The organism is Pantoea pleuroti, assembly GCF_014156615.1.
Lineage (GTDB): Bacteria > Pseudomonadota > Gammaproteobacteria > Enterobacterales > Enterobacteriaceae > Pantoea > Pantoea agglomerans.
Map to the genome: position 1 here is coordinate 219,332 of NZ_SBFD01000005.1, position 19,451 is coordinate 238,782.

Here is a 19,451-nt window from a genome sequence, read left to right on the forward strand (position 1 = left end):
GTGCCGTGGTGGTGGAATTGGTAGACACGCTACCTTGAGGTGGTAGTGCCCGATTGGGCTTACGGGTTCAAGTCCCGTCCTCGGTACCAAATAGTAGTATCCCTTGCATTTTATGCAGGTCTGGCGTATTATTCGCCACGTTTTCGGACGCGGGGTGGAGCAGCCTGGTAGCTCGTCGGGCTCATAACCCGAAGGTCGTCGGTTCAAATCCGGCCCCCGCAACCAATTTTCCCTTTGAGTTCTTTTTCAAATATACTGTATGCATCGACGGACGCATTCACGGTTATTTTTTGAAAGAAAATTCTTTGGATGGAGTCCGGGCCGCATTGCGGCATACAGGGTCCAGTGATTAAAAGCCCCGAATATTCGGGGTTTTTTGTTATTAGCGAATCGTAATACTGGGCTATAGGCCCTTTTTTTATGTCTTGGGGGTGGGCTTGTCCACATTAGAGCAAAAATTGACAGAGTTGGTATCGGCTCCCGTAGAAGCGCTGGGTTACGAACTGGTTGGAATTGAATTCGTTCGTAGTCGCACATCTATCCTGCGCATCTATATTGATAGTGAAGATGGCATCAATGTCGATGATTGCGCCGATGTCAGCCACCAGGTAAGTGCGGTAATGGATGTTGAAGATCCCATTACGGTCCCTTACAACCTAGAAGTCTCTTCACCGGGACTCGATCGTCCTCTGTTCACTGCAGAACACTACACCCGCTTTATGGGTGAAGAAGTGAGTCTGGTGTTGCGTATGGCCGTTCAGAACCGCCGTAAATGGCAGGGAACCATTAAGTCAGTTGATGGCGAGATGATCACGGTGCACGTTGAGGGTAGCGATGAAGTGTTCGCGCTGAGTAATATTCAGAAAGCGAACCTGGTCCCCCACTTTTAAAAGTCCGGATTGAGGCTAACCAGGATGAACAAAGAGATCTTAGCTGTTGTAGAAGCCGTTTCTAACGAAAAAGCCCTGCCGCGTGAGAAAATCTTCGAAGCGCTGGAGAGCGCGCTGGCGACTGCGACCAAGAAAAAGTATGAGCAGGAAATTGAGGTACGCGTCAGCATTGATCGCCGCAGTGGCGATTTCGATACTTTCCGCCGCTGGGAAATCGTAGAAGAGGTGACACAGCCGACGCGCGAGATCACGCTGGATGCGGCCCGCTTCGAAGATGAAGCATTCAATCTGGGCGAATATGTCGAAGATCAGATTGAATCGGTCACCTTTGACCGTATCACCACCCAGACTGCTAAGCAGGTTATCGTGCAAAAAGTGCGCGAAGCTGAGCGCGCAATGGTGGTTGATCAGTTCCGTGAGCAGGAAGGCGAAATTATCACGGGCGTGGTGAAGAAAGTTAACCGCGACAACATCTCCCTCGACTTAGGCAGCAATGCCGAAGCGGTGATTCTGCGCGAAGATATGCTGCCGCGTGAAAACTTCCGTCCAGGCGACCGTATTCGTGGCGTACTCTACTCTGTACGTCCGGAAGCGCGTGGCGCGCAGCTGTTCGTGACGCGTTCTAAACCAGAAATGCTGATTGAACTGTTCCGCATCGAGGTGCCAGAAATTGGCGAAGAACTGATTGAAATTAAAGCCGCTGCTCGTGATCCGGGTTCGCGCGCTAAAATTGCAGTCAAAACCAACGACAAACGTATTGATCCGGTGGGTGCCTGTGTGGGCATGCGCGGCGCGCGTGTTCAGGCAGTTTCCAGTGAACTGGGTGGCGAGCGTATCGATATCGTGCTGTGGGACGATAACCCGGCGCAGTTTGTTATTAACGCCATGGCTCCGGCCGATGTGGCGTCAATCGTGGTTGATGAAGATAACCACACCATGGATATCGCCGTAGAAGCTGGCAATCTGGCTCAGGCGATCGGCCGTAACGGCCAAAACGTGCGTCTCGCTTCACAGCTGAGTGGCTGGGAGCTGAACGTGATGACCGTCGATGATCTGCAGGCTAAGCATCAGGCTGAAGCACATGCAGCGATCGATATGTTCACTAAACATCTCGACATCGACGAAGAGTTCGCCACCGTACTGGTGGAAGAGGGCTTCTCCTCGCTGGAAGAGCTGGCATACGTGCCAATCAACGAGCTGCTGGAAGTCGACGGCCTCGACGAAGAGACCATTGAAGCCCTGCGTGAACGAGCAAAAAATGCGTTAACCACCCTGGCACTGGCGAAAGAAGAGAGTCTTGGAAATCAGGAGCCCGCTGAGGATCTTCTGAATCTTGAAGGCCTCGATCGTGCGCTGGCGTTCCGCCTGGCGTCGAAAGGCGTTTGCACGCTGGAAGATCTCGCTGAGCAAGGTGTTGACGATCTGACGGATATTGAAGGCATGTCTGATGAACAAGCCGGCGCGCTGATTATGGCCGCACGTAATATCTGCTGGTTCGGCGATGACGCGTAATAACAGGAAGGAACAGCATGACAGATGTAACCGTAAAATCGCTGGCCGCAGAAATTCAGACTCCGGTCGATCGCCTGGTACAGCAATTTGCTGATGCGGGGATCCCTAAGTCTGAAAATGACGCAGTGACCCAGCAAGAGAAAGAAACCTTACTATCTCATCTGAACCGTGAACACGGTCAGGTCGGTTCAGCTAAGCTGACGCTGCAGCGTAAAACGCGCAGCACCTTGAATATTCCAGGCACCGGGGGTAAAAGTAAGTCGGTGCAAATTGAAGTCCGCAAAAAGCGTACCTATGTGAAGGGTGATGCAGAGGCTGAGCAAGCTCAGGCAGAAGCTGAAGCCGAGGCGCAGCGTGAAGCGGAAGAGCAGGCGCAACGCGAGGCTGAAGAAAAAGCCCGTCGCGAAGCTGAACAGAAAGCGCAACGTGAAGCCGAAGATAAAGCCAGGCGCGAAGCCGCTGACAAGGCCAAACGTGCAGCAGCGGAAAATGATAAAGTGACAAATCAACCTACCGACGAAGTGACCAGGGCTGCGCAATCAGACAAAGCCCGTCGCGAAGCTGAAGCTGCCGAACTGAAGCGTAAAGCTGAAGAAGAAGCCCGCCGTAAGCTTGAAGAGGCTGCCCGCCTCGTAGCAGAAGAAGCCCGCCGTCTGGCTGAAGAGAAATCAGCTGAATGGGAAAAACCGGAAGAAGAGGATAAAGGCGATTATCACGTCACCACTTCGACCCATGCCCGTCAGGCGGAAGACGAAAACGACCGCCAGGTTGAAGCAGGTCGTGCGCGTGCGCGTACTACTGCTAAAGCTGCGCGTCCGGCGAAAAAAGGCAACAAACACTCTGAAGCCAAAACTGACCGTGAAGAAGCGCGTGCGCAGGTTCGTGGCGGTAAAGGCGGCAAGCATCGCAAACCTAGCGCACTGCAGCAGGGCTTCAACAAGCCAGCGCAGGCCGTTAACCGCGATGTTGTGATTGGCGAAACCATCACCGTAGCCGAACTGGCTAACAAAATGGCGGTGAAAGGTTCTCTGGTCATTAAAGCGATGATGAGAATGGGCGCGATGGCGACCATCAACCAGGTCATCGACCAGGAAACTGCACAGCTCGTTGCCGAAGAGATGGGCCACAAAGTGACCCTGCGTCGTGAGAACGAGCTGGAAGAAGCGGTAATGGACGATCGTGATACTGATGCTGCGCAGGAGTCTCGTGCTCCGGTTGTCACCATCATGGGCCACGTCGACCACGGTAAAACGTCCCTGCTGGACTATATCCGTTCCACTAAAATCGCCTCTGGCGAAGCGGGCGGTATTACTCAGCACATCGGTGCTTACCACGTTGAAACCGACAACGGTATGGTCACCTTCCTGGATACCCCGGGCCACGCCGCGTTTACCGCGATGCGTGCACGTGGTGCGCAGGCGACCGATATCGTTATCCTGGTGGTTGCAGCAGACGATGGCGTGATGCCACAGACTGTCGAAGCTATTCAGCACGCCAAAGCCGCTAAAGTGCCGGTTGTGGTTGCAGTGAACAAGTGCGATAAGCCAGAAGCGGATCCGGATCGTGTTAAAAACGAACTGACTCAGTACGGTATCATTCCGGAAGAGTGGGGCGGTGAAAACATGTTCGTTAATGTCTCTGCGAAAGCGGGTACCGGCATTGATGACCTGTTAAACGCTATCCTGCTGCAGGCGGAAGTGCTGGAACTGACCGCTATCCGTGAAGGTATGGCGAGCGGCGTGGTGATCGAATCGTTCCTCGACAAAGGTCGTGGTCCGGTTGCCACCGTGCTGGTACGTGAAGGTACGCTGAACAAAGGCGACATCGTTCTTTGTGGTTTCGAATATGGCCGCGTTCGTGCAATGCGTGACGAACTGGGTCGCGAAGTCATGGAAGCGGGTCCATCTATCCCGGTTGAGATTCTGGGCCTGTCCGGCGTGCCGGCTGCGGGTGATGAAGCGACCGTGGTACGTGACGAGAAGAAAGCACGTGAAGTTGCGCTCTATCGTCAGGGCAAATTCCGCGAAGTTAAACTGGCTCGCCAGCAGAAATCTAAGCTCGAGAACATGTTTGCTAACATGACCGAAGGCGAAGTGTCTGAACTGAACATCGTTCTGAAAGCTGACGTTCAGGGCTCTGTAGAAGCAATCTCCGACTCCCTGCAGAAACTCTCCACCGACGAAGTGAAGGTGAAGATTGTTGGTTCAGGCGTGGGCGGGATTACCGAAACCGATGCGACCCTGGCTGCGGCCTCTAACGCCATCCTCCTTGGCTTCAACGTTCGTGCCGATGCCTCTGCGCGTCGCGTCATTGACGCAGAAAGCCTGGATCTGCGCTACTACTCTGTCATCTATAACCTGATTGACGAAGTTAAAGCGGCGATGAGCGGCATGCTGGCACCAGAGTACAAACAGCAGATCATCGGTCTGGCTGCGGTGCGCGATGTGTTCAAATCACCGAAGTTTGGCGCGATTGCCGGTTGTATGGTGACGGAAGGTAACATCAAGCGTCACAATCCAATCCGTGTCCTGCGCGACAACGTGGTGATTTACGAAGGCGAGCTGGAATCTCTGCGTCGCTTTAAAGATGACGTCAACGAAGTGCGTAACGGCATGGAGTGCGGTATCGGCGTGAAGAACTACAACGACGTTCGCGTTGGCGATATGATCGAAGTGTTTGAAATCATCGAAATTAAACGCACCATCGAGTAATAGACTGCTGATGTGTTGCAATTTGGGAGGCCTCTGGCCTCCCGAATTATTTGGGAGAAATAATGATGGCGAAAGAATTTGGTCGCCCGCAGCGCGTTTCACAAGAGCTGCAAAAAGAGATTGCGATGATCCTGCAGCGTGAGATCAAAGATCCACGTCTTGGCATGATGGTCACCGTATCAGGCGTTGAAGTCTCACGCGATCTCGCTTACGCAAAAGTGTTCGTGACTTTCCTCAACGACAAAGATGAAGAAGCGATTAAACATGGCCTGAAAGCGCTGAAAGAAGCGTCAGGTTATATCCGCATTCTGCTGGGCAAAGCGATGCGTCTGCGTATCGTGCCTGAGCTGACTTTCTTCTACGACAACTCGTTAGTCGAAGGGATGCGCATGTCCAATCTCGTCACCAGCGTCGTGAAGAACGATACTGAGCGCCGTGGTCCGGATGCCACTGGCGATGACGAGGAGGCGTAATGAGTCGTCCGCGTCGTCGCGGTCGCGACGTCCATGGCGTGTTGTTGCTGGATAAGCCACAAGGCGTCTCGTCGAATGATGTCCTGCAGAAAGTGAAGCGTATCTTTAACGCGAATCGTGCAGGACATACCGGCGCGCTGGATCCTCTGGCTACCGGCATGTTGCCGATCTGCCTGGGTGAAGCGACTAAGTTTTCGCAGTATCTGCTCGATTCCGACAAACGCTACCGCGTGATTGCCCGACTGGGCGAGCGGACCGACACGTCAGACGCCGATGGCAACATCGTGCAGACGCGTCCGGTCAGCTTCAGCCAGGCCGATCTGGACAGTGCTCTGGAGAGCTTCCGCGGCGAAACGCTGCAGGTGCCTTCTATGTTTTCGGCACTGAAGCATCAGGGACGCCCGCTGTATGAATATGCGCGTCAGGGCATTGAGATTGCGCGTGAACCGCGTCCGATCACTGTCTATGAGCTGCAATTTATTCGCTGGCAGGATAATGAGCTGGAGCTGGAAATTCACTGCTCCAAAGGCACCTATATCCGTACCATCATCGATGACCTGGGCGAAAAGCTGGGATGCGGTGCGCACGTGATTATGCTGCGTCGCGTTCAGGTTGCCCGTTATCCGTATGAAAGGATGGTGACGCTGGAACAGCTCAATACCCTGCTGACGGAAGCCACAGAAGCCGGCATCCCACTGGAAACGCAGCTCGATCCGCTGTTGTTGCCGATGGACAGCCCCGCCTCTGATTTCCCTGAAGTGAATATCCCGCCTGCCGTGGCAGATTTCTTCCGCCAGGGACAGCCGGTACAGGCCAGTAATGCGCCTGCGCAGGGGCTGGTAAGGGTATCGGAAGGCGAAGCGCGTAAGTTTATCGGTATGGCAGAAATTGCCGACGATGGCCGGCTTGCGCCGCGTCGTCTGGTTGTTGAGTATCAGGATTGAGCCAGGCGTTCACTTTTCGCTGATGGGGCATTTGCGTTGCTATCGGGCGCAGAGTAGAATAGCGCGGCTTTAAAGCGGGATGCTGAATTAGAGATCGGCACCCATACATTCATTTATTACTGGAGTTTATTATGTCTCTAAGCGTAGAAGCTAAAGCAGAGATCGTTGCTAAATATGGCCGTGGTGCTAACGACAGCGGTTCAACTGAAGTTCAGGTTGCCCTGTTGACCGCGCAGATTACTCATCTGCAGGGTCACTTCTCTGAGCACAAAAAAGACCACCACAGCCGCCGCGGTCTGCTGCGCATGGTATCTCAGCGTCGTAAGCTGCTGGACTACCTGAAGCGTAAAGACGTTGCACGCTACAGCAGCCTGATCGAAAGTCTCGGTCTGCGTCGCTAAGTCTGAAGAATCTGATCGTCGGGGCATTATGCGGGCTTTTGCACTCTGTGCAGCTTACGATCAGATTTGTGCGAGTTTCGTGAAGAGGGGGCCTTTATGGCCCCTTTTTTCGAGCAATCGGCAGCAATCCGGACCAAACTGATGTATTGTTGCTTAGTGTGATCTTTAGTTTGCAGAATTTCGCGCGGCTAATGAGAGGCTTTACCGCAGGGGCGGTCGAGGGTTGTCATTAGTCGCGAGGATGCAACTGAAGATTGGTAATCAATGGCGGGCTACAGATAGCCATGCCCCGAAGTTAAGGACTTTGATTTTGCTGAATCCGATCGTACGCAAATTCCAATATGGTCAACATACCGTCACGCTGGAAACCGGCATGATGGCTCGCCAGGCGACAGCCGCTGTTATGGTGAGCATGGACGATACTGCAGTATTCGTCACTGTAGTAGGTCAGAAAAAATCTAAACCAGGTCAGGATTTCTTCCCACTGACCGTGAACTATCAGGAGCGTACTTACGCTGCTGGTCGTATCCCAGGCAGCTTCTTCCGTCGTGAAGGCCGTCCAAGCGAAGGCGAAACCCTGATTTCGCGTCTGATTGACCGCCCGATTCGTCCGCTGTTCCCGGAAGGTTTTGTTAACGAAGTTCAGGTTATCGCCACTGTTGTCTCTGTGAACCCACAGGTTCATCCGGACATCGTTGCCATGATCGGTGCTTCTGCTGCACTGGCGCTTTCTGGTCTGCCGTTCAATGGCCCAATTGGTTCTGCGCGTGTTGGTTACATCAACGATCAATATGTCCTGAACCCAACCGCAGATGAGCTGAAACAGTCTCGTCTGGATCTGGTGGTTGCCGGTACGCAGAATGCCGTTCTGATGGTTGAATCTGAAGCTGAGATCCTGTCAGAAGAGCAGATGCTGGGCGCCGTGGTCTTTGGCCATGACCAGCAGCAGATCGTTATTGAAAACATCAATGCCCTGGTTGCTGAAGCGGGCAAACCACGCTGGGACTGGCAGCCAGAAGCGGCCAATACCGCACTGATTTCTCGTGTTGCTGCCCTGGCAGAAGCGCGCATCAGCGATGCTTACCGCATCACTGACAAGCAGGAGCGTTACACGCAGGTTGGCGTCATTAAAGACGAAACCATCGCTGCGCTGCTGGCTGAAGATGAAACGCTGGATGGTTCAGAAATCGGCGACATCGTGCATAGCCTTGAAAAAACCGTTGTTCGTACTCGCATCCTGAATGGCGAGCCACGCATCGATGGTCGTGAAAAAGATATGATCCGTGGTCTGGATGTGCGTACTGGCGTATTGCCACGTACACACGGTTCATCACTGTTCACTCGTGGTGAGACGCAGGCACTGGTTACTGCAACGCTGGGTACGACCCGCGATGCGCAGAACCTTGATGAGCTGATGGGCGAACGTACCGACAGCTTCCTGTTCCATTACAACTTCCCTCCATACTCTGTTGGCGAAACCGGCATGGTAGGTTCGCCGAAGCGTCGTGAGATTGGTCACGGTCGTCTGGCGAAGCGCGGCGTGTTAGCGGTAATGCCTAAAGCGGAAGATTTCCCTTACACCATTCGTGTTGTTTCTGAAATCACCGAATCTAACGGCTCTTCTTCAATGGCCTCTGTCTGTGGTGCCTCACTGGCGCTGATGGATGCAGGTGTGCCAATCAAAGCCGCCGTTGCCGGTATCGCAATGGGTCTGGTGAAAGAAGATGAGAAGTTTGTTGTTCTGTCTGACATCCTGGGCGATGAAGATCACCTGGGCGACATGGACTTCAAAGTAGCCGGTAGCCGTGAAGGTATCACCGCGCTGCAGATGGACATCAAAATCGAAGGCATCACGCGTGAAATCATGCAGGAAGCGCTGAACCAGGCCCGAGGTGCGCGTCTGCACATTCTGGGCGTTATGGAACAGGCTATCAGCACACCGCGTACTGAGATTTCTGAATTCGCACCACGCATTTACACCATCAAAATCAGCTCTGACAAGATCAAAGATGTGATCGGTAAAGGCGGCTCAGTGATTCGTGCACTGACCGAAGAGACCGGCACAACGATTGAAATTGAAGATGACGGCACCGTGAAAATCGCTGCGACCGATGGTCTGAAAGCGAAAGAAGCGATTCGTCGTATCGAAGAGATTACCGCAGAGATCGAAGTGGGCCGCGTTTACAGTGGTAAAGTGACCCGTATCGTTGACTTCGGCGCCTTCGTTGCAATCGGCGGTGGTAAAGAAGGTCTGGTTCACATTTCACAAATCGCTGATAAGCGCGTTGAGAAAGTGACCGACTATCTGCAGATGGGTCAGGAAGTACCGGTTAAGGTGATGGAAGTTGATCGCCAGGGCCGTGTACGTCTGAGCATCAAAGAAGCGACAGAATCTAAGCCGCAGGCTGAAGAAGCTGTCGCGGTGACCACGCCTGACGCTGCTGAATAAGTCGTTGCTGATTTGCCCCTCTCTGCCTGGCAGAGAGGGGCGTTTGTATCATCGCGAGGGCGGGAATCCTTGTGCACAGCAGGCGGATGACAGGATGGTTATCCCAATGTTTGTATTCGGGAGTGGGAAATGAAGCCTTTTCTGCGCTGGTGTTTTGTTGCGACAGCTTTGACGCTGGCAGGATGCAGCAACTCCAATTGGCGTAAGAACGAAGTTCTTGCAGTGCCTTTACAGCCCACACTGCAGCAGGAAGTGATACTGGCGCGCATGGAACAAATTCTTGCCAGTCGCGCTCTCACCGATGATGAACGCGCACAGCTATTATATGAGCGCGGAGTGTTGTATGATAGTTTAGGTCTGCGGGCATTAGCGCGGAACGATTTTTCGCAAGCGCTGTCTATAAGACCAGATATGCCCGAAGTGTTTAACTACTTAGGCATATATTTAACGCAGGCGGGCAACTTTGATGCCGCCTATGAAGCGTTTGATTCTGTACTTGAGCTTGATCCAACTTACAACTATGCGCATTTAAACCGTGGTATCGCCCTCTATTACGGCGGTCGATACAAGTTAGCGCAAGATGATCTGCTGGCGTTTTATCAAGACGATCCTAACGATCCTTTCCGCAGTTTGTGGCTCTATCTCGTTGAACGTGAGATGGATGTCGACAAGGCAAAAGTCGCGCTTCAACAGCGTCACGACAAAGCGGTCAGAGATCAATGGGGATGGAATATTGTCGAGTTCTACCTTGGAGATATCAACGAGAAAACGTTGATGGAAAGTCTCAAGGCGGACGCAACGGATAACACCTCGCTCGCTGAACATCTCAGTGAAACCAACTTCTATTTAGGTAAGTACTACCTAAGTCTGGGGGAGAAGGACGACGCGAAAGCGTTGTTCAAACTGGCGGTGGCCAACAACGTCAATAACTTTGTTGAACACCGATACGCATTGTTGGAACTGGCGCAACTCGGCCAGGCACAAGACGATTTATCAGAATCTGACCAGCAATAGCTGACGAACTTAATTTGCCTGTAAAACCTGTTAAGTCATCATCTTAAAGGATGAAGGCTTTTCTGTTCGTCAAAACTTTTAATTTGAGCCGGTTCACACTTTTTGATGAAAATGACTGAAAGTTTTCACGACGAGTTATGTAGACTGGCCGCCGCAATCTAAGAGGCACGTGTACTACATGACTGATATTCAAACCACTTTTGCTGACCTTGGCCTGAACGCCGACATCCTTGAATCACTGAATGGCATGGGCTACGTAAAGCCATCCCCAATCCAGGCTGAGTGTATTCCTCACCTGCTGGCGGGCCGTGACGTGTTAGGCATGGCGCAGACCGGGAGTGGTAAAACCGCGGCGTTCTCTCTGCCGCTGTTACACAACATTGATCCTACTGTTAAAGCGCCACAAATCCTGGTGCTGGCACCTACCCGCGAACTGGCGGTACAGGTTGCTGAAGCAGTTACCGAATTCTCTAAACACATGCGTGGCCTGAACGTGGTTGCCCTTTACGGCGGCCAGCGTTATGACGTGCAGCTGCGCGCACTGCGTCAGGGACCACAGGTTGTTGTGGGTACGCCTGGCCGTCTGCTTGACCACCTGAAACGCGGCACGTTAGACCTTTCTAACCTGCGTGGCCTGGTGCTGGATGAAGCAGACGAAATGCTGCGCATGGGCTTCATCGAAGACGTTGAAACCATCATGGCGCAAATTCCAGCCGATCATCAGACCGCGCTGTTCTCTGCAACCATGCCTGAAGCGATTCGTCGTATCACCAAACGCTTCATGAAAGATCCACAGGAAGTGCGTATTCAGTCAAGTCTGACCACGCGTCCTGATATCAGCCAGAGCTACTGGACCGCTTACGGTCGTAAAACAGACGCACTGGTTCGCTTCCTGGAAGCAGAAGACTTTGATGCTGCCATCATCTTCGTGCGTACCAAAAACGCAACCATGGAAGTGGCAGAAGCGCTGGAACGTAGTGGCTATAACAGCGCCGCGCTGAACGGTGACATGAACCAGGCTCTGCGTGAGCAGACGCTTGAGCGCCTGAAAGATGGTCGTCTCGACATTCTGATTGCAACCGACGTTGCGGCTCGTGGTCTGGACGTTGAGCGCATCAGCCTGGTTGTTAACTACGACATCCCGATGGACTCAGAATCTTACGTTCACCGTATCGGCCGTACCGGTCGTGCTGGCCGTGCTGGCCGTGCGCTGCTGTTCGTTGAGAACCGCGAACGCCGTCTGCTGCGTAACATCGAACGTACCATGAAGCTGACCATTCCTGAGGTAGAACTGCCTAACGCAGAACTGCTGGGTGAGCGTCGTCTGGCTAAGTTTGCTGCTAAAGTTCAGCAGCAGCTGGAAAGCAGCGATCTGGATCAGTACCGCGCTCTGCTGGCTAAAATGCAGCCAGAAGAAGAAATGGATCTGGAAACGCTGGCAGCAGCACTGCTGAAGATGGCACAGGGCGAACGTCCTCTGATTCTGCCACCAGAAGCACCGCGTCCGGCACGTCGCGAATACCGCGATCGTGACGAGCGTGATGGCCGTAGTGACAGCCGTGAAGCACGCGGCGATTCTCGTGCTCCGCGTGAAAACCGCGAAAGCCGTGATGGCGATCGTCCACGTCGCGAACGTCGTGACGTTGGCGAAATGCAGCTGTACCGCATCGAAGTAGGCCGCGATGATGGTGTTGAAGTTCGTCACATCGTTGGCGCTATCGCTAACGAAGGCGACATCAGCAGCCGTTACATCGGTAACATCAAGCTGTTCGGTACCCACTCGACTATCGAGCTGCCGAAAGGCATGCCAGGCGATGTGCTGCAGCACTTTACCCGTACCCGTATTCTGAACAAGCCGATGAATATGCAGTTACTGGGTGATGCACAGCCGAACGAAGGCCGTGGTGACCGTCGTCCAGCTGGCGGTGAGCGTCGCAGCGGTCCAGGTGCAGGCGGTCCGGGCGCAGCTAACCGTGAAGGTGGTCGTCGCTTCTCTTCTGAACGCCGTGAAGGTGGTCGTGAAGGCGGCGGACGTACTTTCAACCGTGAAGGTAGCCGTGGTCCACGTCGTGAAGAGGGCGCAGCCGCCGCTCCACGTCGTCGTGATGCATAACGACTTAGCGTCGTAACAAAAAGGGAAGCCAATGGCTTCCCTTTTTTTATGCCTGTCAGGCACCGCCGCTGATCATCACGCGTTCGCCGCTGACCCAGGCGGACTCTTCTGAGGCGAGAAACAGCGCAACCTGCGCCACATCTTCCGGCAGACCAAAGCGTCCCAGCGGCGTGGCAGCCAGTAGTTGTGCCTTGAGCTGCGGGCTCATCCTCTTCGCGGCCAGTAATCCCTCCGTCAGAATCATGCCTGGTGCCAGGGCGTTAACCCGGATGTTCTTTGCGCCCAGTTCGCGCGCCAGTCCCTGGGTCAGGGTATCCACTGCGCCTTTGGTTGCCGCCCAGAGCACGGAACCCGGCGTGCTGTTTTTACTGTTCAGGGCGCTGAGATTAATAATGCTGCCACCGTGCGCCGGGAAGTGACGAATCGCCTGCTGACAGACCATCAGCGTACCCAGCAGGTTAACGTTAATCTGCTGCTGCATCTCCTCCAGCGTCAGCGCCGCAAACTCGCCGTGATGAAAGCTGCCCGCATTGTTCACCACAATGTCGGGCGCGCCGAAGCACTCTGCGGTGGTGGCGAATAGCCGTTCCACATCGCGCAGGAGAGAGATATCTGCCTGTACCGCCACGGCTTCACTGCCCAGGGTGACGATATCGCTGACCACGTCAGCCGCTCCCACTTCATCCTGACGATAGTTGACCACGACGCGGGCGCCAGCCGCGGCAAAAGCGATGGCAATCGCCGCACCAATGCCTTTTGAGGCGCCTGTTACCAGCGCGATTTTATTCTGCAGTGCCTTCATTATGTTGTTCTCCGCCGTAATGATTGCGTCGAAAGACTATGCGCGCTGGCGCCGAAAAGCGGGTAGTGCAATCCTGCAAGCTTCTTGCACGATCCTGCAAAAGTAACGCAACGGGACAGGTATTCCGCTCAGCGTCAGGTAATATCAGCACAGATAGCGGGAGGGGAGAACACAGTGACAGAGAGTGAGAAGTGGCAGGGGCTGGCACAGTTAATTGCCCGTCATGCTCCGGAGGATGGGCGGCATTCAAGTGCCATAGATTGCCTGTTTTTTGGCCGGGTTTCAGCACCGACTGAGCCGATGCACTTTGCTCAATGGGCCAGTTTTGCCCTGGTGGCACAGGGCGGTAAGGCGCTGCATATCGGTGATGAGGTGCTGCACTATGGTCCGGGCGATCTGCTGCTGGTGACGCTGGATATGCCGGTACGCGCCTGCGTCACCGTCGCCACGCCGGAAAAGCCCAATCTGGGGATTGGTATCGCCATCAATGAATCCCGGCTGATGCGCTACCTCGAACAGTTTCCCCCGACGCTGCCGCTGGCGACACCAGACAGTGAACGTGGCGTCACCGTGCATAAGGTCTCACCTTTGCTGGTGGATGCGGTTATCCGGCTGGTACGCCTGCTTGACCACCCTGAGGACATTGAGGCGCTGGCCCCGCTCATTGAGCAGGAGATTTTCTACCGGCTGCTGACCGGGCCGGAAGGTTCGCGCATCCTGAATATGGCGCTTGCTGAGCGGCCGGGCAACCGGGTCGCGCAGGCTGCCCGCTGGCTGCGGGAAAACTTTCATCAGCCGCTGAAGATCGATCGGCTCGCCAGCAGTGTCGGCATGAGTATCTCTTCGCTGCATCATCACTTCAAAGCCGTCACGGCCATGACGCCGATGCAATACCAGAAACAACTGCGGCTGAATGAGGCGCGGCGTTTGATGATGGTGGAAAAGCTGGATGCCGGTACGGCAGGCTATCGGGTGGGGTATCAGAGCGCGTCACAGTTCAGCCGTGAGTATCGCCGCCTGTATGGGCAATCTCCGGCCAGGGATAGTCGTCAGCTGGCGGTGAGCCCGGACAGATTGCGCCCACCGCAGAACTGATTACAGGCTGTTAGCCGCTTCCATCGCAATGGCGAAGGAGCGCAGGCGCGCTTCGGAATCAAAAATCTGGCCATTGACCATAATTTCATCCGCCTGGGTTTCACGCATCAGCGAGGCCAGCCCATGACGCACTTTGTCCGTATCGCCGACCAGCGACATGCTGAGCGCCTGCTGTACGCCATACTGTTCTGATGGCGACCAGAGGTTATCCATGTTTTCAACCGGTGCCGGTAACGGGCCCGGTTTGCCGCGGCGCAGGTTAATAAACTGCTGCTGCTGCGAGGTAAACAGGAAGCGAGCATCACGCTCACTGTCTGCGGCGATCACGTTAATGCAGACCATGGCATAAGGCTTGTCGAGACGCGCCGATGGCTGGAAGTTCTCGCGGTAGACGTGCAGCGCCTGGAAGAGCTGGTCAGGGGCAAAATGGGAAGCAAACGCAAACGGCAGGCCCATTTTCGCTGAAAGCTGTGCGCTGTAGAGACTGGAGCCGAGCAGCCAGACCGGGATCTGCAGGCCCAGACCGGGTACCGGCTGCACTGGCGGCTGCGCATCCGCTTCGGCATCGAACCAGCTAATCAGTTCAGCCACATCCTCGGGGAACGTATCGATGTGCATGTTGGCCTGATGACGGCGCAGTGCCATCATGGTGCGCTGGTCAGAACCTGGCGCGCGACCTAAGCCGAGATCGATACGGCCAGGATAGAGAGAGGCCAGCGTGCCAAACTGCTCGGCGATCACCAGTGGCGCATGGTTAGGCAACATAATACCGCCGGAGCCCAGCTTCAGAGTCTCGGTATTCGCCGCCAGATAGCCAATCAGCACTGAGGTGGCTGCGCTGGCAATCCCGGTCATGTTGTGATGTTCAGCCAGCCAGTAGCGTTGATAGCCCAGTTTTTCAGCCTGACGCGCCAGCGCCAGAGAATTATGGAACGCATTCCGTGCGGTCGCGCCCTGTGGAATCGGTGCGAGATCCAGCACGGACAGGCGAAGAGGTTTTTTATCAGACATGACTACTCCCGTTGTATGGCGCAGGCGCTAAGTTAAGGCCTGCACCATTTAGTATTACGCATCATTCCTTATATTAAAACTGCTAACCTCAGCAGGAATATAGCCGGTATGTGCTTTTATTCAGGATGCCAGCGTCATGCCCGCCAGTTTGCGCCAGTAACCATTACAATCACTGCCTTTCGCGACCATTAGCGGAGCGTGGCCGTTTTCATTGGCGCGGAAACGGTCGATCTCTGCCAGCGTCGTCACATCCTGCGGCGAGAGCCGTATGCAATCGACCTGGCCGCGCATACCGGCCAGATCGTTACCCAGGTTATAACAGTAGCCGCTCATGGTCTGAATGCCATTGAGGACGAACACCTGCTGCCCCTCCTGGGAGTTGACGCGCCGGCCTGTCGGATAGTTGATACAGCAGGTTTCGCAATCATCTTTCGCGCGGTTTTCCGAGCGGGCGGTGAAGCAGCGCGCTGACAGCGCCAGCGGCAGATGACCGTAGCCCAGCACCTCCACCTCAAACTGCTGCCGGATACCCCGCGTCTCGCACTGCTCCAGCAGCTGTAGCAGCCAGTCACGTGACATCTCCACCGGCATACACCAGCGCGTCATGCCCTCTTTGACCAGCAGTTGCAGCGTGTCGGCGTTATAAACATTGAGCGTCGGACCCGCGACAAAGGGCAGATGACGCTCAGCGGCCATGTTTACCGTGCCGATATCATTGGCTTCAATCAGGAACTCACCGTTCTCAACGTAACGCTGCAGCTCTTTCAGCTCAGAGGGCGATTGCAGCAGCGCCAGCGTGCTCAGCACCACCTGTTTGCCGCTGGCCGCGAGTTCACGGGCCAGCGCCATCCAGCGGGCATAGGGTGTGGCGCGACGTTTACTGCACACCGCTTCGCCAAGGTAGATAATATCCGCGCTACTGCGGGCAGCCTGCTGGTAAAAATCTTCCAGCGTATCGGTCGGCCAGTACCAGAGCACCGGCCCAAGGGCATATTGCATCATGACTCCTTATTGCCATTCACGGTGATAAGCACCCAGCGTGGTTTGCGAACCTTCTGAGAGATCGCCCAGCGTCTGCATCCACTGTGGTGCGACTTCAAACTGTTCCGGCTGCGCCTTGCAGCGATCAATTGCCTGACGCCAGACGCGCGCCACGTCAGCGACATAGGCAGGGCTGCGCTGACGGCCTTCGATTTTCACCGAGGCGATGCCTGCCCGCAGCAGTTCCGGCAGCAGCTCCAGCGTGTTCAGACTGGTGGGCTCCTCGAGCACGTGATAACGCTTGTCGTTAACCATATAGCGTCCTTTGCAAAGTGTCGGATAACCCGCGCTTTCGTCCGGGGCGTAGCGATCGATCAACACTTCATTAAGACGTGACTCCATGCCCTGCGGCGTCTGCTGCCAGCGCACAAACTTCGCCGGAGAGCAGGCACCTGCGCTGTTAGGCGATTCACCGGTCAGCCAGGAAGAGAGATAGCAGCGGCCTTCCGCCATGATGCACAGGCTGCCAAAGGCGAACACCTCCAGCGGCACCGGCGTGCTGCGCGCCAGCTGTTTAACCTGATGAATCGACAGCACGCGAGGCAGCACCACGCGCTGCAGATCGAAGTGGCGATGGTAAAAGCGAATCGCCTCCAGATTGGTTGCCGAAGCCTGTACAGAAAGATGACGTTCAACCCGGGGATAGCGCGTCGCGGCATACTCCAGCGTGGCGATATCCGCCAGGATCAGCGCGTCGGCTCCGTTTTGCGCCGCCACATCAATCGCCCGCTGCCAGCGCCCCATGCCATCCGGATGGGCAAAGGTGTTGATCGCGACATGCAGTTTGCGACGATGCTGATGAAGATAGCGCGCGGCTTCGGCCAGTTTCTTATCGGTGAAATTCAGGCCCGCAAAATGACGGGCATTGGTGTCATCTTTCAGCCCCACATACACCGCATCAGCGCCATTCTCTACAGCGGTGCGCACTGCGGGTAAGTTTCCTGCCGGGCAGAGCAGTTCCATAGATATTCCTCTCAACATGCAGATGGGCGTCGAGTCTAGGCATCTGGTCCGGGCAGCGTGTTGATTTGGGGCAGTGAAATTCAAATTCATCCGCCCGGCGGCGCTTTTTTTACCTGCATGGCAGCGGTTTTTATTGATCTCAGAGGAGGCGCGCAGAAAAGGATATGGCAATATACGTAAAATTTTCTGAAGGGAGTGACGAAAGTGTTAGAGCGGATACATGCCCATTGTGTGAGAAACGGTCCTAAAATCTTAGGGTTACCCGCTGCGTTCACCCCATTCCCGGTCAAAAAGTTGCTTCTGCAACAACTCTTAAACTGGCAATTTCGCCATGCTTTGGCTGAAGGTGAGTTAGACTTTCTGGATGGTCGCCTGCTGGGTATTGAAATTGCCGATCTCAATCTGCAATGGATAACCACGCTGCAGGACGGCCGACTGGCGGTATTGCAACAGTCCGAAGCGGATGTCTGGTTTCGGGGCAATGCCAATGATCTGTTGCTGGTGGCAGCACGTAAAGCAGATCCCGACATGCTGTTCTTTCAACGCCGGCTGGTGATTGAAGGTGACACTGAACTGGGACTTGAGGTGAAGAACGTAATGGATGCTATTGAACCCGAGGCTATGCCCACCGCGTTACGCACGGCAATTGAGCAGATGGCGGCATTTGTCGACGCCGGCATGAAACAGGACGCGAAGGCCGCACAGGCGCGCGCAGGTGCTGCATGTTGATTCGTAGTGAAATTGGCGTGGATGCCGCAGGCATCGACGCGCTGCTCAGACGCTGCTTCAGTACCTCAGCAGAGGCGGAACTGACTCAGGCGCTGCGTGAAGATGGCTTGCTGACCTTAGGCGTGGTCGCGACGGATGATGAGGGACAGGTGCTGGGTTATGCCGCATTCAGTCCGGTCAGCGTTCAGGGTGAAGATCGCGGCTGGGTTGGCCTGGCGCCGCTGGCCGTCGATGAGACGCTGCGCGGTCAGGGAATTGCCAGCAAGCTGATTTACGAGGGGCTGGATACGCTCAATGAATTTGGCTACAGCGCGGTGGTGGTGCTGGGCGATCCCGCGCTGTTCAACCGTTTTGGTTTTGAACCGGCGGCACGCCACGGCCTGCGCAGCCGCTGGCCGGGCACAGAGGCAACGTTCCAGGTCTACCGTCTGGCGGATAATGCGTATGACGGGGCGGAAGGGCAGATCGACTACGCCGAACCCTTTAATCGCCAGCCGTAACACCCAGCCAGCTCTCCAGACAGCCGGGCTGGCCCGCCACCAACAGTAATTTCTGCTGGCGGGTCAGTTGCTTGACCTGATACTCCAGCCTGGAGGCGCTGGCGCGATCGCCCGCGTCACAGTGAAACACCAGGTCCAGCGGACCTTTGCCGCGCAGCGCGCGGGCGCCGCGTCCGCTCTGGTGCTGAGCGACCCGGCGCACCACATCCGTGGTGATACCGGTATACAGGCTCCCTTTCGCCGTACGGACGATATAGAGTTGCCACAGCTGACTCATCGCAATCATTTCCCAAAAAAAGGTGCCGGGCAGTGTAGCGCGCTTCACTCTCCGGTGCACCGCCAGGAGTTTATCTTGTCCGATCACGCCCATCTGGTTCGCTATCTGAGAAAGCAGCATGTGCTTTCACTCTGCTGTACCGCCGACGATCAACTGTGGTGCGCTAACTGCTACTACGTCTTTGATGAGACGCGCATGGCCTTCTGGATCATGACGGAACCTGATACCCGTCACGGTGAGTTAATGGTGCAGAATCCGCAGGTTGCGGGCACCGTCAATGGCCAGCCCAGAAGCGTGCTGCTGATTAAAGGCGTGCAATATCGTGGCCGGGTCAAACGGCTGGAAGAGTCAACAGAGAAGGTCGCCAGAGCCGCTTATCAGAAACGTTTTCCGGTCTCACGCAAAGTGTCGGCACCGCTGTGGGAGATTGTGCTGGATGAAGTGAAGATGACGGATAATGCGCTGGGATTCGGCAAGAAAATTGCCTGGCAGCGGGAGAAATAGAAACGCCCTTTTCAGCAGAAAA

Annotated in this window: 19 protein-coding genes and 2 tRNA genes; 16 read left to right on the forward strand and 5 right to left on the reverse strand. The window is 55.1% G+C overall.

Going from position 1 to position 19,451, the window contains the following annotated elements:
- Positions 1-2: 2 nt before the first annotated feature.
- The 12 genes from EPG66_RS14140 to EPG66_RS14195 all read left to right on the forward strand — a co-directional run bounded on the left by EPG66_RS14140 (position 3) and on the right by EPG66_RS14195 (position 12,507).
- Positions 3-89 (forward strand) — tRNA-Leu (locus EPG66_RS14140).
- A gap of 59 nt (positions 90-148) precedes the next feature.
- Positions 149-225 (forward strand) — tRNA-Met (locus EPG66_RS14145).
- A 212-nt stretch (positions 226-437) separates the two neighbouring features.
- Entirely contained in the window at positions 438-890 is a 453-nt protein-coding gene (gene rimP / locus EPG66_RS14150) for a ribosome maturation factor RimP (RefSeq protein ID WP_010251795.1), read from the forward strand.
- 24 nt (positions 891-914) lie between these two features.
- Positions 915-2,402, forward strand: a complete 1,488-nt coding sequence (nusA, locus tag EPG66_RS14155; protein WP_010251792.1) for a transcription termination factor NusA — start codon at positions 915-917, stop codon at positions 2,400-2,402.
- A 17-nt stretch (positions 2,403-2,419) separates the two neighbouring features.
- The gene (infB, locus tag EPG66_RS14160; protein WP_031592039.1) at positions 2,420-5,113 is read left to right on the forward strand and encodes a translation initiation factor IF-2; all 2,694 of its coding nucleotides are present in this window, start codon (positions 2,420-2,422) and stop codon (positions 5,111-5,113) included.
- Between the two features lie 65 nt (positions 5,114-5,178).
- Positions 5,179-5,586 carry a 30S ribosome-binding factor RbfA gene (gene rbfA / locus EPG66_RS14165; protein ID WP_010251785.1) on the forward strand — a complete coding sequence of 136 codons (408 nt, stop codon included), beginning with the start codon at positions 5,179-5,181 and terminating at the stop codon, positions 5,584-5,586.
- A complete protein-coding gene (gene truB, locus EPG66_RS14170; RefSeq protein ID WP_010251781.1) occupies positions 5,586-6,530 on the forward strand; it encodes a tRNA pseudouridine(55) synthase TruB in 945 nt (314 codons plus the stop codon). Before rbfA ends, truB begins: the two co-directional genes overlap by 1 nt.
- Before the next feature lie 131 nt (positions 6,531-6,661).
- On the forward strand, positions 6,662-6,931 hold the full coding sequence (rpsO, locus tag EPG66_RS14175) for a 30S ribosomal protein S15 (protein WP_003851063.1): 270 nt from the start codon (positions 6,662-6,664) through the stop codon (positions 6,929-6,931).
- A 310-nt stretch (positions 6,932-7,241) separates the two neighbouring features.
- A complete protein-coding gene (gene pnp, locus EPG66_RS14180; RefSeq protein WP_010251767.1) occupies positions 7,242-9,380 on the forward strand; it encodes a polyribonucleotide nucleotidyltransferase in 2,139 nt (712 codons plus the stop codon).
- A 129-nt stretch (positions 9,381-9,509) separates the two neighbouring features.
- Complete coding sequence (nlpI, locus tag EPG66_RS14185; protein WP_010251765.1) at positions 9,510-10,394, forward strand: lipoprotein NlpI; 885 nt, start codon at positions 9,510-9,512, stop codon at positions 10,392-10,394.
- Between the two features lie 105 nt (positions 10,395-10,499).
- Positions 10,500-10,556 carry a protein YrbN gene (yrbN, locus tag EPG66_RS23270; protein ID WP_098053093.1) on the forward strand — a complete coding sequence of 19 codons (57 nt, stop codon included), beginning with the start codon at positions 10,500-10,502 and terminating at the stop codon, positions 10,554-10,556.
- A 16-nt stretch (positions 10,557-10,572) separates the two neighbouring features.
- The gene (locus EPG66_RS14195) at positions 10,573-12,507 is read left to right on the forward strand and encodes a DEAD/DEAH family ATP-dependent RNA helicase (protein ID WP_182687272.1); all 1,935 of its coding nucleotides are present in this window, start codon (positions 10,573-10,575) and stop codon (positions 12,505-12,507) included.
- Positions 12,508-12,562: 55 nt separating this feature from the next.
- Here the strand turns inward: EPG66_RS14195 and EPG66_RS14200 are convergent, their stop codons facing one another.
- Positions 12,563-13,309 carry an SDR family NAD(P)-dependent oxidoreductase gene (locus EPG66_RS14200; protein ID WP_010251759.1) on the reverse strand — a complete coding sequence of 249 codons (747 nt, stop codon included), beginning with the start codon at positions 13,307-13,309 and terminating at the stop codon, positions 12,563-12,565.
- A gap of 174 nt (positions 13,310-13,483) precedes the next feature.
- Between EPG66_RS14200 and EPG66_RS14205 the strand changes: the two genes are divergently transcribed.
- A complete protein-coding gene (locus tag EPG66_RS14205; protein WP_031592044.1) occupies positions 13,484-14,404 on the forward strand; it encodes an AraC family transcriptional regulator in 921 nt (306 codons plus the stop codon).
- Here EPG66_RS14205 and EPG66_RS14210 read toward each other — a convergent pair whose 3' ends face one another.
- The 3 genes from EPG66_RS14210 to ubiU all read right to left on the reverse strand — a co-directional run bounded on the left by EPG66_RS14210 (position 14,405) and on the right by ubiU (position 17,419).
- Positions 14,405-15,415 carry a luciferase-like monooxygenase gene (locus tag EPG66_RS14210; RefSeq protein WP_163637713.1) on the reverse strand — a complete coding sequence of 337 codons (1,011 nt, stop codon included), beginning with the start codon at positions 15,413-15,415 and terminating at the stop codon, positions 14,405-14,407.
- Between the two features lie 120 nt (positions 15,416-15,535).
- Positions 15,536-16,414, reverse strand: a complete 879-nt coding sequence (locus EPG66_RS14215) for a U32 family peptidase (RefSeq protein ID WP_069025743.1) — start codon at positions 16,412-16,414, stop codon at positions 15,536-15,538.
- 9 nt (positions 16,415-16,423) lie between these two features.
- Complete coding sequence (gene ubiU / locus EPG66_RS14220) at positions 16,424-17,419, reverse strand: ubiquinone anaerobic biosynthesis protein UbiU (protein WP_182687274.1); 996 nt, start codon at positions 17,417-17,419, stop codon at positions 16,424-16,426.
- Between the two features lie 204 nt (positions 17,420-17,623).
- On the opposite strand from ubiU, the gene ubiT reads away from it, so the two are divergent.
- A complete protein-coding gene (ubiT, locus tag EPG66_RS14225; RefSeq protein WP_083070388.1) occupies positions 17,624-18,148 on the forward strand; it encodes a ubiquinone anaerobic biosynthesis accessory factor UbiT in 525 nt (174 codons plus the stop codon).
- Positions 18,142-18,648 carry a GNAT family N-acetyltransferase gene (locus EPG66_RS14230; RefSeq protein ID WP_010251747.1) on the forward strand — a complete coding sequence of 169 codons (507 nt, stop codon included), beginning with the start codon at positions 18,142-18,144 and terminating at the stop codon, positions 18,646-18,648. The genes ubiT and EPG66_RS14230 overlap by 7 nt, the downstream gene beginning before the upstream one ends.
- Here the strand turns inward: EPG66_RS14230 and EPG66_RS14235 are convergent.
- Positions 18,632-18,925, reverse strand: coding sequence for a GIY-YIG nuclease family protein (locus EPG66_RS14235; protein WP_039387048.1), 294 nt, complete (start codon positions 18,923-18,925; stop codon positions 18,632-18,634). The two genes, EPG66_RS14230 and EPG66_RS14235, sit on opposite strands and share 17 nt — an antisense overlap.
- A 75-nt stretch (positions 18,926-19,000) precedes the next feature.
- Here EPG66_RS14235 and EPG66_RS14240 point away from each other — a divergent pair, with 75 nt between their 5' ends.
- Complete coding sequence (locus tag EPG66_RS14240; RefSeq protein ID WP_052271170.1) at positions 19,001-19,429, forward strand: YhbP family protein; 429 nt, start codon at positions 19,001-19,003, stop codon at positions 19,427-19,429.
- The last annotated feature ends 22 nt before the right edge of the window (positions 19,430-19,451 follow it).